This is a genomic window from Paenibacillus sp. FSL H7-0756 (genome assembly GCF_038006765.1).
Lineage (GTDB): Bacteria > Bacillota > Bacilli > Paenibacillales > Paenibacillaceae > Paenibacillus_AQ.
The window spans coordinates 1,017,200-1,035,104 of record NZ_JBBOVT010000002.1 but is presented as its reverse complement, the minus strand read 5'-3'; the positions used below and the strand labels follow the sequence as shown (position 1 = coordinate 1,035,104).

18 protein-coding genes are annotated in these 17,905 nt (G+C 55.3%); 14 read left to right on the top strand and 4 right to left on the bottom strand.

Annotated features, from left to right (window positions below; translation table 11 throughout):
• Positions 1-27: 27 nt before the first annotated feature.
• The 6 genes from NST04_RS21065 to NST04_RS21040 all read left to right on the top strand — a co-directional run bounded on the left by NST04_RS21065 (position 28) and on the right by NST04_RS21040 (position 5,326).
• On the top strand, positions 28-588 hold the full coding sequence (locus tag NST04_RS21065) for an AAA family ATPase (RefSeq protein ID WP_341185996.1): 561 nt from the start codon (positions 28-30) through the stop codon (positions 586-588).
• A 157-nt stretch (positions 589-745) separates the two neighbouring features.
• A complete protein-coding gene (locus NST04_RS21060; protein ID WP_341185995.1) occupies positions 746-1,729 on the top strand; it encodes an aldo/keto reductase in 984 nt (327 codons plus the stop codon).
• A 9-nt stretch (positions 1,730-1,738) separates the two neighbouring features.
• Complete coding sequence (locus tag NST04_RS21055; RefSeq protein ID WP_341185994.1) at positions 1,739-3,775, top strand: translation factor GTPase family protein; 2,037 nt, start codon at positions 1,739-1,741, stop codon at positions 3,773-3,775.
• On the top strand, positions 3,768-4,169 hold the full coding sequence (locus NST04_RS21050) for an NUDIX hydrolase (protein WP_341185993.1): 402 nt from the start codon (positions 3,768-3,770) through the stop codon (positions 4,167-4,169). Before NST04_RS21055 ends, NST04_RS21050 begins: the two co-directional genes overlap by 8 nt.
• A 209-nt stretch (positions 4,170-4,378) precedes the next feature.
• Complete coding sequence (locus tag NST04_RS21045) at positions 4,379-4,804, top strand: DMT family transporter (RefSeq protein WP_341025126.1); 426 nt, start codon at positions 4,379-4,381, stop codon at positions 4,802-4,804.
• Between the two features lie 18 nt (positions 4,805-4,822).
• A complete protein-coding gene (locus NST04_RS21040) occupies positions 4,823-5,326 on the top strand; it encodes a DMT family transporter (RefSeq protein WP_341185992.1) in 504 nt (167 codons plus the stop codon).
• A 444-nt stretch (positions 5,327-5,770) separates the two neighbouring features.
• Here NST04_RS21040 and NST04_RS21035 read toward each other — a convergent pair whose 3' ends face one another.
• Complete coding sequence (locus tag NST04_RS21035) at positions 5,771-6,820, bottom strand: anthranilate phosphoribosyltransferase (RefSeq protein ID WP_341185991.1); 1,050 nt, start codon at positions 6,818-6,820, stop codon at positions 5,771-5,773.
• Positions 6,821-6,832: 12 nt separating this feature from the next.
• Positions 6,833-7,429 (bottom strand): ANTAR domain-containing response regulator, encoded by a 597-nt coding sequence (locus tag NST04_RS21030; RefSeq protein ID WP_341185990.1) that lies wholly within the window; start codon positions 7,427-7,429, stop codon positions 6,833-6,835.
• Between the two features lie 339 nt (positions 7,430-7,768).
• On the opposite strand from NST04_RS21030, the gene nirB reads away from it, so the two are divergent.
• From nirB to NST04_RS21005, 5 genes are all read left to right on the top strand, one after another.
• Positions 7,769-10,198, top strand: a complete 2,430-nt coding sequence (gene nirB, locus NST04_RS21025) for a nitrite reductase large subunit NirB (RefSeq protein ID WP_341185989.1) — start codon at positions 7,769-7,771, stop codon at positions 10,196-10,198.
• Positions 10,199-10,217: 19 nt separating this feature from the next.
• Positions 10,218-10,529, top strand: a complete 312-nt coding sequence (gene nirD / locus NST04_RS21020; protein WP_341186810.1) for a nitrite reductase small subunit NirD — start codon at positions 10,218-10,220, stop codon at positions 10,527-10,529.
• A 37-nt stretch (positions 10,530-10,566) separates the two neighbouring features.
• Entirely contained in the window at positions 10,567-11,436 is an 870-nt protein-coding gene (locus tag NST04_RS21015) for a formate/nitrite transporter family protein (protein WP_341185988.1), read from the top strand.
• On the top strand, positions 11,433-12,200 hold the full coding sequence (gene cobA, locus NST04_RS21010) for a uroporphyrinogen-III C-methyltransferase (protein WP_341185987.1): 768 nt from the start codon (positions 11,433-11,435) through the stop codon (positions 12,198-12,200). The genes NST04_RS21015 and cobA overlap by 4 nt, the downstream gene beginning before the upstream one ends.
• 235 nt (positions 12,201-12,435) lie before the next feature.
• Complete coding sequence (locus NST04_RS21005) at positions 12,436-12,756, top strand: iron-sulfur cluster biosynthesis family protein (RefSeq protein WP_341185986.1); 321 nt, start codon at positions 12,436-12,438, stop codon at positions 12,754-12,756.
• Positions 12,757-12,835: 79 nt separating this feature from the next.
• Here the strand turns inward: NST04_RS21005 and NST04_RS21000 are convergent, their stop codons facing one another.
• Positions 12,836-13,594, bottom strand: a complete 759-nt coding sequence (locus NST04_RS21000; RefSeq protein WP_341168652.1) for an SDR family oxidoreductase — start codon at positions 13,592-13,594, stop codon at positions 12,836-12,838.
• Positions 13,595-13,721: 127 nt separating this feature from the next.
• Here NST04_RS21000 and NST04_RS20995 point away from each other — a divergent pair, with 127 nt between their 5' ends.
• The 3 genes from NST04_RS20995 to NST04_RS20985 all read left to right on the top strand — a co-directional run bounded on the left by NST04_RS20995 (position 13,722) and on the right by NST04_RS20985 (position 17,253).
• Positions 13,722-15,116 carry a sedoheptulokinase gene (locus NST04_RS20995; protein WP_341185985.1) on the top strand — a complete coding sequence of 465 codons (1,395 nt, stop codon included), beginning with the start codon at positions 13,722-13,724 and terminating at the stop codon, positions 15,114-15,116.
• 452 nt (positions 15,117-15,568) lie between these two features.
• A complete protein-coding gene (locus NST04_RS20990) occupies positions 15,569-16,204 on the top strand; it encodes a type 1 glutamine amidotransferase family protein (protein WP_341185984.1) in 636 nt (211 codons plus the stop codon).
• A gap of 131 nt (positions 16,205-16,335) precedes the next feature.
• Positions 16,336-17,253, top strand: coding sequence for a class I SAM-dependent methyltransferase (locus NST04_RS20985; RefSeq protein WP_341185983.1), 918 nt, complete (start codon positions 16,336-16,338; stop codon positions 17,251-17,253).
• A gap of 23 nt (positions 17,254-17,276) precedes the next feature.
• Here NST04_RS20985 and NST04_RS20980 read toward each other — a convergent pair whose 3' ends face one another.
• Entirely contained in the window at positions 17,277-17,870 is a 594-nt protein-coding gene (locus NST04_RS20980; protein ID WP_341185982.1) for a hypothetical protein, read from the bottom strand.
• Positions 17,871-17,905: the final 35 nt, after the last annotated feature.

Genomic DNA, 17,905 nt, shown 5'->3' with positions numbered 1-17,905 from the left:
TACTTTTATCGTAAAGGAGTGGTATTGATGAAGAGGTTAGCAATCCTTACAGTCGGTAAAACGCATAGCGGGAAGACCACATTTGCCAGACAATTAGAGCGGTGCTTACCTGAATCGGTTGTTATTGACCGGGATGATCTGGCTGAATTCATCAATACCCGGTACGAAAGTTTGCTGCCCAAGCAGGGGGCGAATACGCTCAAGGATGCTCTGACCCGAACGTTAGTGGATTATGCCGTCCATGAATCGGAGAAGCACATCATCATGTGTAACAATAACTCTAATAGGGAAGGCCGACTGCGAATGCTGGATTGGTTTCACCAGAAGGGATTGGTTAGTGTGCTGGTATATTTTAATCTGCCGGATGAGCTGCTGTATTTGCGTATAGCGAGTAGTGAACGGAGTACAGCTATCCTTAGAAAATCATACAGCTTCGATGTAGTGCTGACCCGGCAAATCGCGGATTCACAGAAGGGACGGGCGGAGCCGCCAACGGAGAGTGAGTCGGAGCATCTGTTTGTAATCAACGACAGTGATGAAGTACCCGGTATGATTCAGAAGATCGTCCAGATCGCAGGCGGGCGGTGAAATCAGGCCAACAACTGGACCTGACCGCCCAAACCCTTCATAATAAGAAGAGTTGTAAACGGTTCCATGGCAGAGGGTCTGCTGGTAGCCGTTCCTGATTAGAGCTATTGTACATGCTTCATCTAACCATACTAACTCATAAATGGAGGTTCATAGCATGAAATACCGCGAGCTGGGAAATACGGGTCTGTCTGTCAGTGAGGTCAGCTTTGGCACTTGGGCCATTGGCGGGGACTGGGGAAACAGCAAGGATGAGGACGGGCTGAGAGGCTTGCAGGCAGCGATGGAGCAGGGCGTGAATTTCTTCGATACGGCAGATGTCTATGGCGGCGGCCATGCGGAGGAGCTGCTCGCCAAGGCAACCCGTGGGAAGCAGGATGAGATCCATATTGCCACGAAGTTCTGCCGCGCCGGAGATATCCATGACCCTGAGAATTACTCAGCGCGCCGGATCAGTGAATACTGTGAGCAGAGCCTGCGGCGGCTGGAGCGGGAAGCGATCGATCTGTATCAGATCCACTGTCCGCCGATTGAGATTCTGCGCGATGGGAGTGTGTTCGCGGCGCTGGACCAGTTGAAGGCCGAGGGTAAAATCCGTCACTACGGCGTCAGTGTTGAGACCATTGAGGAGGGCCTGCTCTGTCTGGAGTATCCGGGAGTGGAGGCACTCCAGGTGATCTTCAATCTGTTCCGGCAGCAGCCGGCACAGGAGCTATTGCCGCAGGCTGCGGCTAAGGGTGCAGGAATTCTGGTTCGCCTGCCGCTGGCCAGCGGTCTGTTGACCGGCAAATTCACAGCGTCCAGTACCTTCCAGGAGAACGATCACCGGAAGTTCAACGCGAACGGGGAGCAGTTCAATGTGGGCGAGACCTTTGCCGGGCTGCCTTTTGGTAAGGGGGTAGAGCTGGCGCAGAAGCTGGATTGGATCGCTGAAGGACGCGGCAATATGGCCCGGGCCTCCATGCGCTGGATTCTGGACCATCCGGCCGTCAGCTGTGCGATTCCGGGCTTCAAGAATGAGGCTCAGGTGAACGATAATCTGGCCACACTGGATGTATCCTCTTTCAGTCCAGGGGATATGGAGCGCCTGGCTGCCTTTTACCAGTCAGAGGTGGTTCCGCATATCCGTGGAGAGGTGTAGCGCTACCCTATGAATATAACTGTCGGACTGCTCGCCCATGTAGATGCCGGGAAGACGACCTTCGCCGAGCAGCTGCTCTACCATACCGAAGCCATCCGCAGCCGGGGGCGCGTGGACCATCAGGATACGTTCCTGGATACCCATGAGATTGAAAAAGCACGCGGGATCACCGTCTTCGCCGATCAGGCAGAGTTCACCTATAAGGATGCCCGCTATTTCCTGCTGGATACGCCGGGCCATGTCGATTTCTCCCCGGAGATGGAGCGCTGTCTGCAAGTGCTGGACTATGCAGTGGTGATTCTCAGCGCGGTGGAGGGAGTAGAGAGCCACACCGAAACGCTCTGGCAGCTGCTGCGCCAGCACCGGATTCCGACCCTGCTCTTCATTAACAAAACCGACCGTGCAGGGAGTGACCCTGAGCGGGTCCTGGAAGAGATCCGGCAGCTGCTTAGCGGCGATGCCTTGCTGTTGCCGGAGCAGCCGGAAGCTGCGTGGACCGAGGAGATGAAATCGTTCCTTGCCGAACGCGAGGAGACGCTGCTGGAACCTTATCTTGAAGGCAGGCTGACGGACAGCGATTGCCGCAGTGCGCTGAGGTCTATGGTGGAGCGCGGAAAGATTTTTCCGTGTATGCAGGGCTCTGCGCTGCTGGACCGCGGGGTGAGTGAATTTCTGGAGATGCTGGATGCGCTCACGTTCACGGAGTACGATCATACACTGCCTTTTGCCGGGAGGGTCTACAAGATCCGCCATGATGCCAGAGGTACCCGCATCACCTACATCAAAGCGCTGCAGGGCGTGCTGAAGAACCGCGAGAACTTGGCGTATGGACCCGAAGCGGAACAAACCTCCGAACGGATTACCGGAATACGCAAGTATAACGGTACCGCTTATAGCGCTGCTGACTGGGCTGCCGCCGGGGAGCTGTTCGCGGTTGTAGGCCTAAGCTCCGTGCTGCCGGGTGCGGGAGTGGGCGCACTTCAGGACGCGCAGGGGAGCGGACTGATTCCCACCTTGAAATCCAAGGTGCTCTATAAGCCGCCCGTGCACCTGAAGGAGCTGATGCATGCCTTCGGACAGCTTGGCGCGGAAGATCCGTCACTGAATGTAAGCTGGGATGAAGAGCTCCAGGAGCTGCATATTCATGTGATGGGCGGGATACAGCTTGAGATTCTGGAGCAGATCGTAGCAGAGCGGTTTCAGCTTAAAATCTCGTTTGGCCCTCCGGAGATTCTTTACAAGGAGACCATTGCCGGTACGGTCTATGGCTGCGGGCATTTCGAGCCGCTGGGCCACTACGCCGAGGTTCATCTGATGCTTGAGGGCGCGGAACGCGGGAGCGGGATCACGTTCATGAACCGCTGCCACCCGGATGATCTCGCGGCAGGCTACCAGCATCAGATTGAGCAGCATCTGCTGGAGAGCGGCCATCACGGCCTGCTGACCGGTTCCCCGCTGACCGATCTGAAGATCACCCTGCTCACGGGAAGGGCGCATAATAAGCATACGAGCGGCGGCGATTTCCGGGAAGCAGCTTACCGCGCCTTGCGCCAGGGGCTGGAGCAGGCAGAGAATCTGCTGCTGGAGCCGGTCTACGACCTGAAGATCCGGATAGATCCGGACGATGTGGGAAAGGTTATGAGTGACATTCAGCAAGCCGGCGGCCGCTTCCATCCCCCGGATATTTCACCGTCCAAGGCGGTAATTACGGGCACAGTTCCGGCGGCAAGCTTCATGAATTACGGGGTGAGACTGGCGGCGATGACGCAGGGCAAGGGATCGATATCACTCCGAGTGGCCGGATATGAGCCCTGCCACCAGACCGGGGCGGTGGTGGAGCAGCGGAAATATAATAAAAATGCAGACCCGGCCTACTCCTCGGCGTCTATTTTTTGCGCAAAGGGTGAGGGGTATGCTGTACCCTGGGAAGAGGCCGGACAGCATATGCATATTCAAGCAGCAAGCAGGAACGGGTACACTGTTCTTAAACGGGCAGTTCCGTTTCAGCGTGACGTAGAAGGAAAGGTGCAGACTAACAATGAGTAATGTAATAGATAAGGTAGCTTGGATCTATGTTGTGGACGGCAAGGTGCTGGGTGCGCGTTCCACAGGCAAGGATACTTATTATTTCCCCGGCGGCAAGCGGGAGCCCGGCGAGAGTGATGCCGAGACTCTGATCCGCGAGATTGAGGAGGAGCTGTCGGTCCAGATCCTGCCGGAGACGATTGCAGCGTTCGGAAGCTTCGAGGCTCCGGCCCATGGCAAAGCGGACGGCGTACTCGTGCGTATGACCTGCCTGACCGCAGATTTCACAGGCGAGCTTGCCCCGGCTTCGGAGATTGAAGAGCTGGCATGGTTATCCTATAAGGACAAAGACCGTGTGTCGGCGGTCAGTGTTATCATCATGGACAAGCTGCGGGAGATGGGCCTCATCTCCTAAGAGTCAGGTGTGCAATCATCTTGTGCCGAAAAGTCTATGCAAGCCCGTTTCGAGCCGGAATCCGGCCTGAAACGGGCTTGTTGTCTCTTTAACAGGGCGATGCAGGCGGCGCGGCTAGCAGACTTTTATCGAATAGGACATATGTCCTTTTCCAATCCGGCGAACTGGCTTTTAATAAGTACAGAGAAGCAAAAAGAGGAGAGAGACAGATGAGAGGGATCATATTCGCATTTTTGGCCGGGGCCTGTATTACGCTTCAGGGGGTAGCCAATGCCAGAATCAGCCAGGATATCGGCACGTGGCAGGCGGCAACCATTACCCAGCTTACCGGATTCATTATGGCGTTAGCGATAGCGCTGGTGGTACGGGACGGCAAAAAGCACGGCTTCCGCAAGGTACATCCGCTATACATCAGCGGCGGTGGTCTGGCCGCCTTCGTGATTTTCAGTGAGGTAACGGCCATTCAGAACATCGGGGTTACGCTTACGATATCGGCGCTGCTGATTGCCCAGCTCTGCCTGACGTTTATCATTGATATCAGAGGCTGGTTCGGAGTTGTCCGGCAGAAAATGAAGGTGCCGCAGTTTATCGGCATCGGGATGATGATTCTGGGAGTAGTTGTACTGAAGTTTTAAACGAAGGGGGCAAGAGATATGTTAACAGGGTTAGTACTTGCACTGATCGCGGGCGCGCTGGTCAGTTTACAGAATATTTTCAACGCCAAGGTTAATGAGCACACGGGCTCCTGGTCGACCACTACACTGGTGCTGGGCATGGGCTTCGCCGCCTCCCTCGTCATGGGGCTGATTATGGAAGGGAAGAATATGTTCACGTTACAGCACATGCAGCCTTGGTACTGGTTAAGCGGGATGATCGGTGTGGGGGTCGTAATCTGCCTGGTCCAGGCCACCAGAATCCTAGGTGCCACCTATGCCATTTCAATTGTACTTACTGCCCAGCTCGGCTTCGCCTTGCTCTGGGATTCACTGGGCTGGCTGGGCCTGGCAAAGGTTCCGTTCTCGTTCAACCAGCTAATCGGCGTGCTGATTATCGTAGGCGGGATATTGGTGTTCAAGCTGGGCGGCACAAGCGATGCCAAAGATCCCGCCGGTGCCCCCGGTTCCGGCAAGCCGCAGGGGGCCCTGCATACGGATTAACGGAAGTTTTGCAGTAACTGAAAAGAGCGTGCACCGCAGGAATGCGGATGGCACGCTTTTTTTGGGGATGTGTGTGGAAAACCGAATACAATGGTGGGTGCTGGGGTGCGTGGGCCGAATGTATGCGGAAAACCGAATTCATTAGTGGCTGTGAGGGCGTATGGGCCGAATGTATGCGGAAAACCGAATTCATTGGTGGTTGCGAGGGCGCGTGGGCCAAATGTGTGCGGAAAACCGAATACATTGGTGGTTGCGAGGATGGCGGGCCGGACACTAGGCAAAGGGAGTGAATCAGGTGCAGAAGTGCACCTGAATTCGCCAGACGCACCTAAAAGCGGCAAATGAGGTGCAGAAGTGCACCTGAATTTCCAGAAGGCAGCCATACAAGTTTGTGTACACCTCACATAACTGGCGAACGGAGAAGCCAGGCTCTGCCGGCTACTCTCAACCCTGCCCGAGTGAAGCGGCCCTTCTGCCCGTCATTGCGCGCTGCCAGCGCTGATACGTCGCCCAGGCCTGGCCGTTGTCCAGCAGAGGCTTGCAGGTATAGACGCCTTCTTCAATCGAGTTCACACGCCCGGCGGTGTGCAGTCTGGCAGCGGCGTTAAGCAGCGTCTGGTTGTAGTAGGCCATATGCCCGCCGCCTTGCAGGACCTCCTCTGCCGTACGGAGCTGCCGCAGAGCCGTCCATTCCTGCTCCGCAGGGACGGGGACCTCCAGGCCGAGCGACTCGGGGTCGATGATATCCAGCTCCGCCGCACCGTCCTGAATCCGGTATACGCGGTTGGGCCGGTCAATGTACAGATCCTCCGAGCCTTCCACGCCCTGCACCACCAGCCCCCGCTGATAGCCAAGCTTCACAATGAGCCGGGAGATCCGCTCGAATACCGTATTATGGAATATCCCGAATACAATAAACGGTGAACAGGAATAGTCGATCAGCTTCTCCGCCGTATTAAAAATCGTCCGCATCCCAATGTCCTCCCGGAGTCCGCGAAGCTCCCCCAGCGGGGGGCACCACTGCTCCGATTTCACGAACAGAACTCCGCTGGCTTCGGCGGCATGAACCGCATCGCTCCGGCTCAGTACAGCTACATCTACTCCGCTGGCCTGAATGATATCCTGCAGCGTAACCCCCCATTTTGGCGGCAAGCCCGCCGAACCATGCAAGGTAACCGGCAGGCCTGCGGCTGACAGCAGAAAGGCCGTGGGGAAGGTGGCGATGAAGGAATGCACCCTGCCGTCATACGGACCGGCGCAGTCGATTCCCTGATGAACAGGCTCACGGAAGGCGTATTTACGGCAGACTGCTACAAAAGCCTCCAGCTCCTCCAGGCTCTCCAGCTTCATGCGTTCTGCAATCAGGAACGCGCCGATCTGCACCGGCGAAGCGGTCCGGGTGAGTATGGCTTCGGCCGCATATTCGGCTTCCCCGTAGCTTAAATCCTTCGCACCGCGTTTGCCGCGGGCAACTTCCTTCAGAATATTAATCATATGGCGTTCTCCTTAAGTTTGATCCTGCAGCATCTGGTAGACCTTGACGATGGAGGTTGCTACATCCACAATTCGTTTGCGTTCATTCATCGCCTGCTTGCGCAGCAGGTCATAGGCTTCCGATTCACTGATATTCTTGGCCTTGGACAGAATGCCCTTAGCCATATCGATCCACTTGCGTTCCTCAATCCGGGAGAGCAGCTGCTCCCGTTCCTTCAGCCATTGCTTGCGCTCGAAGCATTGCCTGGCACTGAAATGCAGCGTCCAGTGAATCTCCGGCGGCTTCATAGCCGGGGACAGAATGCCGTCCACCATAATATCGTCGCCGCAGGCAGAGACGGAGAGGTTAGCGGTATGCGGGGTACACCACCAGATTACCGGCGCGATCCTTTGCCGTACCAGCAGGGTTCTCCAATGGCTGATATCCGTCACCGGAAGATTAAGAATGAAGGCATCGGCATCGCCGATGAACGGAGCGGCCTGTTCCGGTGACGCCGCGGTTCCAACTACATAGCCGCAAGAGCTTAAGATGTGGTCAGGGCCTCCAGAGGAGCGCGCTTCTGCGGGATTCTCTGTTCCGGCAGGTTCTATAACCAACAGGGAATGCATGGGGGACGACGCTCCTTTTACCTAAGAATAGAGACATCTTGTATGATTGCTGACAATCCAATTACAGGATAGACTATGTTATATTATATAACACGAATTCAGTATTCTTGTCGATAAATTAAATTAATTAAATTTTATATGTCATAATTATTGACGTATCGTAGACGGCTGTAGTATAGTCGTTTTAACAAATTCAACAATTCACGAATACAACGATGTATTCGGCTGAAGCGGCAATGGCGCCTGCTCTCACTTATATCGCTTACGGGAAATGTATCTTTTCCGGGCGGAGTGAAGCGGGCTATTTCTGTTGTTCACCTGGAGAGGAGAGAGATACAGATGACAGTGAAGCGTAAAAAACTGATATTAATCGGCAATGGGATGGCGGGGGTCAGAGCCATTGAGCATCTGCTCAAATTGGCGCCGGAGGCGTACGAGATTACGATTGTTGGCACAGAGCCTTATCCCAACTATAACCGCATCATGTTGTCTTCCGTGCTGGCAGGCGGGGCAAGCCTGGATGAAATCGTAATTAACGATCTCGAATGGTACAGCAGCTTCAATATTACCTTATATACGGGACACACAGTGACTTCTATTGATACTGCTGCACGTACAGTTAATACGGATAAAGGAGTTACCGCCGCGTATGACGAGCTGATTCTGGCGACCGGCTCCAATCCCTTCATGCTGCCGATCCCCGGAACGGAGAAGGAGGGCGTCATTGCCTTCCGTGACATCAAGGATACGCAAATCATGCAGGACGTCTCGCAAAAATACAGCAAAGCGCTCGTCATCGGCGGCGGTCTGCTCGGACTGGAGGCGGCCAGAGGGCTGCTGCATCTGGGGATGGACGTTTCGGTGGTTCACATCCACGAGTATATTATGGAGCGTCAGCTGGACGAGGCGGCTTCCCGGATGCTGCGGGGAGAGCTGGAGGCTCAGGGTATGAAGTTCCTGCTGAAGAAGCAGTCGGAAGCCATTCTCGGCAAAAAGAGAGTCAAAGGCCTGCTGTTCGCAGACGGCGAGATGGCGGAGGCCGATCTGATCGTGATGGCGGTCGGGATCAAGCCGAACGTTATGCTTGCCCGCAGCAGCGGGATTGAGGTGAACCGGGGCATCGTGGTGAACGATTATATGGAGACCAGCCTGCCCGGCATTTACGCCGTCGGGGAGTGTGCAGAGCATCGCGGTATTGCCTACGGTCTGGTAGCCCCGCTGTATGAGCAAGGCGCTGTGCTGGCCAAAAGACTGGCAGGCGCTCCTACAGAGGGCTATGCCGGTTCGGTGACTTCTACGAAGCTGAAGGTGTCCGGCGTCGATGTTTTCTCGGCAGGACAGTATATCGAGCAGCCCGGAACGAAGGCGCTCCGTTTCCAGGATGAGACGGAGGGAATCTACAAGAAGCTGGTGATCCAGGAGGATAAGCTGATCGGCGCTGTCCTGTTCGGCGATACGAATGACGGCGCGCAGCTCTTCTCGATGATCAAGAAGGGCGAGAATATCAAGGGGCGTGAGAAAGAGCTGCTGCTCGGCCTGGAGGCCGATGCGCTGGCTTCGCCCAAGGGCAACCGGCTGGAGGGGATGCCGGATGACGAGATCATCTGCGGCTGCAACGGAGTCACGAAGGGAACCATTGCCGAAGCGATTACCGCCGGCGGCTGCACCAGTGTCGGCCAGATCAAAGCCTGCACCAAAGCATCCGCCTCCTGCGGTGGCTGCAAGCCATTGGTAGAGGGGCTGCTCCAGCTCTATGCCGGAGAGGCGGCCGTTACAGTCAAAGAGGGAATCTGCGGCTGCACGACGCTTGGCCGGGATGAGATTGTCGCCGAGATCAAGCGGATGAAGCTGACCACGGTGAAGGAAGTCATGCATGTATTGTCTTGGAGCAATGAGGAAGGCTGCCCGAAATGCCGCCCTTCGCTGAACTATTACCTGGGTATGCTCTGGCCCGAAGAATACGTGGATGAGAATGAATCCAGATATACGAATGAGCGCTACCATGCCAACATCCAGAAGGATGGGACTTATTCAGTGGTGCCGAGAATCTACGGCGGGGTCACTTCTCCGGCGGAGCTGATCAAGATAGCGGAGGTCGCGGTGAAATACGATGTGCCGCTGGTCAAGTTCACCGGCGGGCAGCGCCTGGATCTGCTGGGCGTGAAGAAGGAGGATCTGCCGAAGATGTGGGAGGAGCTGGATATGCCTTCCGGCCATGCCTACGGCAAAACGCTGCGCACCGTAAAGACCTGCGTAGGCTCTACCTACTGCCGGTTCGGGACCCAGGATGCGCTGGGGATGGGAATTCGGCTGGAGAAAGCTTTTGAACGGCTGAATGCTCCAGGGAAGGTAAAGCTGGCTGTATCCGGGTGTCCGCGCAACTGTGCGGAAGCGACAATCAAGGACTTCGGGGTGGTGGCGATTGACGGCGGCTGGGAGCTGCATGTCGGCGGCAACGGCGGCGTACATGTCCGGGCGACCGATCTGCTCTGCGTGGTGAAGACCGATGATGAGGTTCTGGAATGGGCAAGCGCGTTCCTGCAGTATTACCGCGAGCAAGCCGGATGGAATGAGCGGACTGCACAGTGGATCGAGCGCGTGGGTCTGGACAGCATCAAGCAGGCGCTGGAATCCCCGGAGGAACGGGCGGCGCTGGTGGAGAGAATTCAGAAGACGCTCAGCCTGACTACTGATCCATGGAAGCAGATTGTGAATACCCCGGAGCTGCGCAAGAATTTTGAGGCGATCTCGTTACCCGAGACGGTCTAAGGAGGAACCCGAAATGACAATGACCAAACTGCTAATCGGCAACTTGAATGAGGTGGATATCAAAGGATCACGTAAATTACGGGTAGGCGATACCGAGATTGCCTTGTTCCGGCTAAGCAGCGGAGAGGTGCTGGCTGTAGAGAATAAATGTCCGCACAAGGGCGGGCTGCTCTCGGAAGGCATGGTCTGCGGCTCCAAGGTGCATTGTCCGCTGCATGACTGGCGGATCGAGCTGCATACAGGCGAGGTGCAGGCCCCCGATACGGGACATGTGACCACCTATGAGGTGGAAGTCGATCACGCCACCGGCAGCTTGTACTTAACGATCTAATTCACTCATATAGGGACATGTATAAGGGGGATTCATAATGGACTATGTCAAACCAGGCGAAGTGCTGGGCTCCATGATTGAAGCGGGAAAAAACAAAGCGGAACTGGGCATCATGCAGCTCATTGTCCGCGGCGGTCTCGGCGGTGCCATTCTGGCCTGTGCAACTACACTGGCCTTCACCGCTGCGGCACAAACCAAGATCCCTATGGTGGGCGCCATTCTTTTTCCGGTAGGCTTCGTGATGATTATTCTCCTCGGGCTGGAGCTGGTTACCGGCAGCTTCGCCTTGATTCCGCTGGCCGTGCTGGAGAAGCAGACCACCGTAGGACGCATGCTCGGGAACTATTTCTGGGTCATACTCGGGCATTTGATCGGGTGTGCGGTCTATGCCGCATTATACGGGCTGACGATTACGAAGATGGGGACCGATCTGTCGAACCCCATGGTGCAGACGCTGATTACGGCAAGTGAAGGGAAGACGACGGCTTATCAGAGTCTGGGGGCCGAGGGACTTGGGCTGGCCTTCATCAAGGCGATGCTCTGCAACTGGATGGTTACGCTGGGGGCTGTCATGGCGATGACCTCAAGATCCACCTCCGGCAAAATCCTCGCCATGTGGCTGCCGATCCTGACCTTCTTCGGCCAGGGCTTCGAGCATACGGTCGTCAATTTCTTCGTCATTCCGGCGGGAATGATGCTTGGAGCGAATGTGACTATGGCGGACTGGTGGATCTGGAACGGTATTCCGGTGTTGCTTGGCAACTTCGCCGGAGGGCTGCTGCTCACGGGGCTGTTATTCTACTTATCGCAAAAAGGCAGCAGACCTGGAACTTCTGCGGCAGCAGAGCTTCCGGGACGCGGAGAAGCGGGGCTGCCGGGCACACCTGTCCTGGAGAAAAGCCTATGAAGCAGGGCAGCATATCCATTGTTGGTGCGGGTCCAGGCGATCCCGAGCTGATTACATTGAAGGCTCTGCGCCGCATTCAATGTGCCGATGTGATTCTGTACGACCGGCTGGTGAATGAGGAACTGCTGGACTACGCCAGGGGCGATGCCGTGCGCATTTACTGCGGCAAAGCGCCGGGCTTGCATTCGATGCCCCAGGAGACGACCGAGCGGCTAATGATCCGGCATGCCGAAGCCGGTAGCCATGTAGTCCGGCTGAAGGGCGGCGACCCGTTTGTCTTCGGCAGGGGCGGGGAGGAAGCATTAGCTGCCGCCGCTGCCGGTATTTCCTATGAGGTGATTCCCGGAATCACCTCGGCGGTGGGCGCAGCTGCTTCTGCGGGCATTCCGCTGACCCATCGCGGTGTGGCGGCTTCCTTTGCCATCGTGACCGGTAGCCGCTGCCAGACCCAGGATTCACCGCTGCGCTGGGATGCGCTGGCTCATGGTGTAGATACGCTTGTGATTTATATGGGCGTAAGCAAGCTAGGGGAGATATGCAAGGAACTGCTGGTACACGGCAAAGATCCGCAGACCCCGGTTGCATTAATTGAGAACGGAACAACGGTGCGCGAACGGATCGTAACCGGCACGCTTGGCAATATCGACAAGGTAGCCGCCGCGATGAAGATCAGCAATCCGGCCATGATCATTATCGGTGAGGTGGTCCAGGTCAGGGCGGAGCTGCTGAATCTGGAAGAAGCCGTACGTTCGCAGATCGGGTGAAGCAGAATAGGGCAGGCGCTAACATCTCCAGGCCGCGGGCCGGGTTATGGCAGCGCCTGTTTCTGTGTTATATTCAAAGGGAAGAATTCATCGCTGCTGCGGCATACTGCGCTGATAGTCATATTTTCACATTCACAGTGACTGCTGTCACACGGGTCTGCGCAGATTAAGGACTATACTTGTCGCCTACAGATACAGCATACCGGACAGGTTGTCCTGAGAGGAGTAATTACAGATGCAGATTGAGCTTAATGCAATGACCCGCGAACGGCTGGAGCAGAGCTTGGCCGGGAAGCCCGGGCAATTCAAAATGTTCTATGATACGGAGGATTGCGGCTGTAACGGCGTACTGGTCATCCAGGTAGTCAGCGAGCCTTCGCCGACAGATATTGTGTTTCAGACCGAGCCGTTCACCTTCCTGTGTGACCGCCAGCAGGAATTGCTGTTCGATGACGTTATGCGGCTCGAAGCAGAGGCCGGATATCCGGCCTACAAGCTGACAAGTGATTCCACCTTGTTCGGGAGCAACATTAGAGTGCAGGATGCACGAAGCTGAAGCAGAATAGGGCAGTTAAGAAAGAAGGCCATCTTCCCGCAGCATGGGAGAGATGGCCTTTGCTATGGGTCCATCAACCTTAATAAGCCGTCCACCCGCCGTCTGCGGTAATGACTGCTCCATTCACAAAGCCTGCTTCCTCTGAAGCCAGGAACAAGGCGAGCTGTGCGATTTCTGCGGGCTGGCCCATCCGTGGATTAAGCGCCATACCCGGCTGTGTGCGTTCCATGCCAAAAGGATTGATATGGGTCATAGTGGAACCAATATTGGTTTCGACACCGCCTGGCGCAATCGCATTACAGCGGATTCCCTTGGCAGCATACATGAATCCGGTATTCTTGGTAAAGCCGATAACCGCATGCTTCGAGGCTGTATAAGCTGCACCGGCCCGGGCACCGAACAGACCGCCTACCGAGGCAACGTTAATAATAACACCCTGTTGTTTTTCCAGGAAAATAGGCAGTACCTTGCGCGTAGCACGCATCACCGAAGTTGTATTAACGGCGAGCACCCGCTCCCAGCTCTCATCCTCAATATCACCCGCCGGTTCAAAGTTATCCATAATCCCCGCATTATTCACCAGAATATCTACAGTGCCGTAAGTGTTGACTGTACTGTCGATCAGATTCTGGATGTCAGACTCTTCAGCAACATTTGCTTGTACCGCCAGGGCTTCCCCGCCGCCAGCTTTAATGTCACCGGCCACCGTCTCCGCAGCCTCCAGATGAATATCCGCTACTACCACCTTGGCCCCTTCCTTCGCATAAAGCACGGCAATCGCCTTCCCCATCCCGGATGCCGCCCCGGTAACTACTGCCACTTTGTTGTGAAGTCTCATTTATGTACCTCCGTTTATAGTTATACTTTCTTTGTTCTAGTATCTTTTGCTTCTTAGTGTTTTATTCGCCTGGTTGACGCTATCCTTAGCGAAGGCTTAACATATGGGCTATACAAGAGGGAAGAGGATGGAGCCTATGATTACGGCCGGACTAGATATCGGAACCACATCCATCTCCGGGCTGCTATACGATTTGGAGAAGCGTACGATTCTGCATAGCCTTACGGAAGCGCAAGCGAGTTTGCCTTTCAGCCTAAATCAGGAATGGGAGCGGCTGCAGGACCCGGAATTGATTTTGAAGCAGGTGGAACATATACTTGAACGTCTGCTGGCGCACCAGCCGGAGGTAGCGGGTATTGGCTTAACCGGGGCGATGCATGGGATTGTCTATTTGGATAAAAGAGGAAGAGCTACAGGTCCGCTGTACACCTGGCAGGATGGACGGGCGGGACAGCTAACTAGAGGCACGGGCAGTCCAACCTATGCGCAGCAGTTCAGTGACCTTACCGGTTACACTGTAGCTCCCGGCTATGGACTCGCCACCCATTACTATAATCTGTGCCAACAGCTTGTCCCGGAAGGAGCAGTCGGCTTCTGCACAATTGCGGACTATATTGTGATGAGGCTCGTGAACGTTGATATTCCCCTGATCGATGCAACGCAGGCAGCGGGGATCGGGGGCTTCAGTCTGGGGACAGGAGATTTCGATAGAACCGCGATTAGTATGGCTGGGATCGATTGTTCGTTACTGCCGCAGGTCGTCCCCTCCGGGTCGGCAATCGGTAGCACATCACAAGGCATTCCCGTGTATACCTCGCTCGGGGATAATCAGGCCAGCTTCTTGGGGAGCGTACCACTCCCTGGCGAAACCCTGCTGCTGAACATCGGCACAGGGAGCCAGCTGTCGGCCTGGGTGCCTCACTGCGCCAACATTCCTTCTGCGATGGAGGTACGCCCGTTCCCTGGCGGTGGGGTGCTAATGGTTGGCGCCGCCCTGAGCGGCGGCAAGTCTTATGCCCTGCTGGAGGGATTCTTCCGGCAGTTGATCACCGCATACACTGGAGAAGCACCGGCAGAGGTCTATTCCCTGATGTCCAGGCTGCTCAGTGAAGAGATGCCGGGAAGCGGCAGCACAGGACTTACGGTGAACACTCAGTTTCTGGGGACGAGGACAGACCCGGGGAAGCGCGGCAGTGTGCAGGGCATCACGCTGGAGAATTTTACGCCCGGCGGGCTGGCCCATGCTTTTCTGCAAGGAATGGTAGATGAACTGTACGGCTTCCTGGCGGATCTGGAACAGCAGGGCACGGCCACATTCAGCCGCCTTATAGGCTCAGGCAATGCGCTGCGGACGAATCCGGTGCTGTGCGCCAAGGCAGAAGCAGCCTTCGGGCTACCGCTTGAGCTTGGTGAACATGCTGAAGAAGCGGCGTTAGGCGCGGCGCTCTGTGCCGCTGTCGGTGGCGGTGAGATCTCCAGCTTCAGTGAAGCTGGGGCTTACCTTAAAGCAGAGCCTAGCTGAGTTAACGTGAAGAGGGTTGTTCCAAAAGTGATTTTCTATGAGCGGCGACGGCCCTTAGCAGAAATCGCCGGAGCCCTGATTGTTCTCCAGTTGCCGAGTGATTTTTTGTTTGTTGTTTAAGGATGGAAGAGTCAATTCGCGCTTAAACAGCGGAGCGGGCAGAACGATTGTGGACAAGCGAAGCGTTCGCCTTTGTGTCCGGATTTTCACCGCTAAGGGGGGATGAAAAAAATCTGGACACAACAGCGATGGGAACAACGTTCTGTTTGCGGAGCGTCCACCCAAGTGCTCACGTAGATTCTACTCCACATTAAAGAGTTGTCACAAGCAACAGTTTCATGGACCTTGGGACAGTTCCTTCATATTTGTATCCGCCCATCTTCCCTGACACCGTCTGTCAGGGGAGTTTTACTATAATAGGCTATATCAAATAGTGATGGGAGAGTTGCAATATGCAAAACAGACAAGCTTATCTATACGTATTCAATACGATGTCAGACTGGGAATACGGGTATTTGGCCGCTGAACTGAACACAGGAAGATACTTCAAAAAAGGTACAGCACCTTTAAAAGTCATTACGGTATCCGCCACCAAAGAATCGGTTACAACTATGGGCGGACTGACGGTACAGCCGGATCTCACCCTGGATGAGTGTAGTTTGGCAAGCGGCGATCTATTGATTTTGCCTGGAGGGAATACGTGGGGAGAGGCGGAGAATCAGCCGGTCTTGGATAGGGCTCACGAAGCGCTCAAGCTCGGTGTGGCCGTTGCTGCTATTTGCGGGGCGACCGCGGCGCTGGCGGATAAGGGTTATCTGGATGTTGTGCCGCATACAAGCAACAACCTGGATTATCTGAAAATGGTCAGTCCCAGCTATAAAGGGGAAACTTATCATGAGGATGGGCCTGTAGCTGTCAGCGGGAAGCTGGTCACGGCATCGGGCATCGCTCCGCTGGAATTCGCGAGGGAAGTGCTAAGGGTCTTAGAGGTATTTGCTCCAGCTACCTTGGATGCATGGTACAGTCTTAACAAGACCCAGGAGACCGAATACTTTTTCCAGCTTATGGGCTCGTTAGATCAGGGGTAAACAGGAAATATTGTAACATCTATCATTGACAAAAAATATTATATATGCTATAATTTACATATTAGTATTTTGTGTATATAATAAGGTTCTCCTGGCCAGGGGGAATCTTATTTTTTATGGAGGAACCACCAATGAAGCAGAACAAGTCCAGCATAACTGCCTTAGTGTCCGCATTTGGCCGCGCCTATCACAGTCAATTTGACAGTCCGAAGATCATCGATGATTATGTCGCACAGAAGCTGATATCACCGCAGGAGTTCGCGGACATCCGCAGGAATATGGTGCAAGGGATTACGTTCTTCAATCCTGAGATTGCGGAGAAATACCCGGATGATCCTGAAGCCATCTTGAGATGGATTGTCCAGGTTCAGTTATCCCCCACACCGCTGGCACGTGCTGCCTACTGTGAGAGCATAGTGCTGCATGAGATGAGTCTCGGGCTGAAGCAGTATGTAATTCTTGGTGCGGGGCTGGACAGCTTTGCCTACCGTTATCCTGAACTAGGGGAGCAGCTGGAGATCTTTGAAGTGGACGCTCCTGCTACCCAGGCATCCAAACAGCAGAGGCTTAAGGAAGCACAGCTTGCGGTTCCCGGCAATCTTCATCTTGTTCCCATGGACTTCACGGGCGGATTCGCTTATCCCAGTCTGCTCGCACAGGGGTTCGATCCTTATGCCTTAACCCTATTCAGCCTCCTGGGGGTATCCTACTACCTCACCAAGGAGGAGAATGCCCGCTTGATCAGCGCATTGTTCGCGAATCTGCCTGCCGGAAGCTCCATCGTGCTGGATTATGCAGATGAGCGGCTATGGGAGGAGCAGGGCTTGTCCGGCCGGGTTAGCAAAATGGTTCAGCTGGCTGCCGCCGGCGGCGAACCCATGCAATCCTGCTTTGCTTACGCGGAGATGGAGCAGTTGCTGGCTGAGGCCGGTCTGCTGGTCTACGAGCACCTGTCCCCGGAAGCCATCCAGGACCGGTTCTTCGGTAACCGTTCGGATGACCTTGCTGCTTTTGAGACAATTCATTATATTCATGCGGTCAAGCGGTAGCGTCCAGATGTCATAATCCTGCATTAAGGCGTCACTTCATAGATAAAAGCCTCCACCGCCGCGATTGCAACATTCCTGTCGGGATGGGAGTTGTCAATCTGTGCGACATGCGCAGGCGGAAGCGGCCAGGCTACCGTGCGGCTGCCGAGGGAAGCGCTGAATTGTTCCCAGTGGGTGAACTTCCACGCATCCAGCGGTGAGCGTCTGCCCTCAATCCGCTGACGGTACACGGCGGCATCCGGCAGGCTTACCATGACTACCTTGACCTCAACTTCCTCTAACGTGCACCCTACGCGCGCCAGTTCGCGGCCGATCCACTCCGGATCGGCCGCTTCTTTGGTGAAGGGACCCACCACATAGATATCGCTGGACAGGCCGATATTATCGAGCGCGGCATCCATGGTGATGCGGTAGCCGAGATCGCGGCATAGTCTTTTATACTCATCGGAATCTCTGTCGTCAGGGTCAAGCCCGTGCATAGTCATGATCGCGGTTGCTGCCGGACGCAGCAGAATGTCCATATCGAACACCGCCGCCGGACGCCGGGCCGCAACTGCCTTGGCTAAGGTGGTTTTGCCTGCCCCTCCGGGTCCGAGAAAAAATACCAGCTTATTCATCTGTCTCACTCCTTATCCTACTTGCAAATTCCAGT

Coding starts and splice junctions, on each gene's coding strand:
- NST04_RS21015 (WP_341185988.1), top strand. CDS start 10,567: ATGGACTATGTCAAACCAGGCGAAGTGCTGGGCTCCATGATTGAAGCG.
- NST04_RS20980 (WP_341185982.1), bottom strand. CDS start 17,870: ATGAATAAGCTGGTATTTTTTCTCGGACCCGGAGGGGCAGGCAAAACC.
- NST04_RS21055 (WP_341185994.1), top strand. CDS start 1,739: ATGAATATAACTGTCGGACTGCTCGCCCATGTAGATGCCGGGAAGACG.
- NST04_RS20985 (WP_341185983.1), top strand. CDS start 16,336: ATGAAGCAGAACAAGTCCAGCATAACTGCCTTAGTGTCCGCATTTGGC.
- NST04_RS21030 (WP_341185990.1), bottom strand. CDS start 7,429: ATGCATTCCCTGTTGGTTATAGAACCTGCCGGAACAGAGAATCCCGCA.
- NST04_RS21065 (WP_341185996.1), top strand. CDS start 28: ATGAAGAGGTTAGCAATCCTTACAGTCGGTAAAACGCATAGCGGGAAG.
- NST04_RS21005 (WP_341185986.1), top strand. CDS start 12,436: ATGCAGATTGAGCTTAATGCAATGACCCGCGAACGGCTGGAGCAGAGC.
- nirB (WP_341185989.1), top strand. CDS start 7,769: ATGACAGTGAAGCGTAAAAAACTGATATTAATCGGCAATGGGATGGCG.
- NST04_RS21040 (WP_341185992.1), top strand. CDS start 4,823: ATGTTAACAGGGTTAGTACTTGCACTGATCGCGGGCGCGCTGGTCAGT.
- NST04_RS21060 (WP_341185995.1), top strand. CDS start 746: ATGAAATACCGCGAGCTGGGAAATACGGGTCTGTCTGTCAGTGAGGTC.
- cobA (WP_341185987.1), top strand. CDS start 11,433: ATGAAGCAGGGCAGCATATCCATTGTTGGTGCGGGTCCAGGCGATCCC.
- nirD (WP_341186810.1), top strand. CDS start 10,218: ATGACCAAACTGCTAATCGGCAACTTGAATGAGGTGGATATCAAAGGA.
- NST04_RS21045 (WP_341025126.1), top strand. CDS start 4,379: ATGAGAGGGATCATATTCGCATTTTTGGCCGGGGCCTGTATTACGCTT.
- NST04_RS21000 (WP_341168652.1), bottom strand. CDS start 13,594: ATGAGACTTCACAACAAAGTGGCAGTAGTTACCGGGGCGGCATCCGGG.
- NST04_RS21050 (WP_341185993.1), top strand. CDS start 3,768: ATGAGTAATGTAATAGATAAGGTAGCTTGGATCTATGTTGTGGACGGC.
- NST04_RS20990 (WP_341185984.1), top strand. CDS start 15,569: ATGCAAAACAGACAAGCTTATCTATACGTATTCAATACGATGTCAGAC.
- NST04_RS21035 (WP_341185991.1), bottom strand. CDS start 6,820: ATGATTAATATTCTGAAGGAAGTTGCCCGCGGCAAACGCGGTGCGAAG.
- NST04_RS20995 (WP_341185985.1), top strand. CDS start 13,722: ATGGAGCCTATGATTACGGCCGGACTAGATATCGGAACCACATCCATC.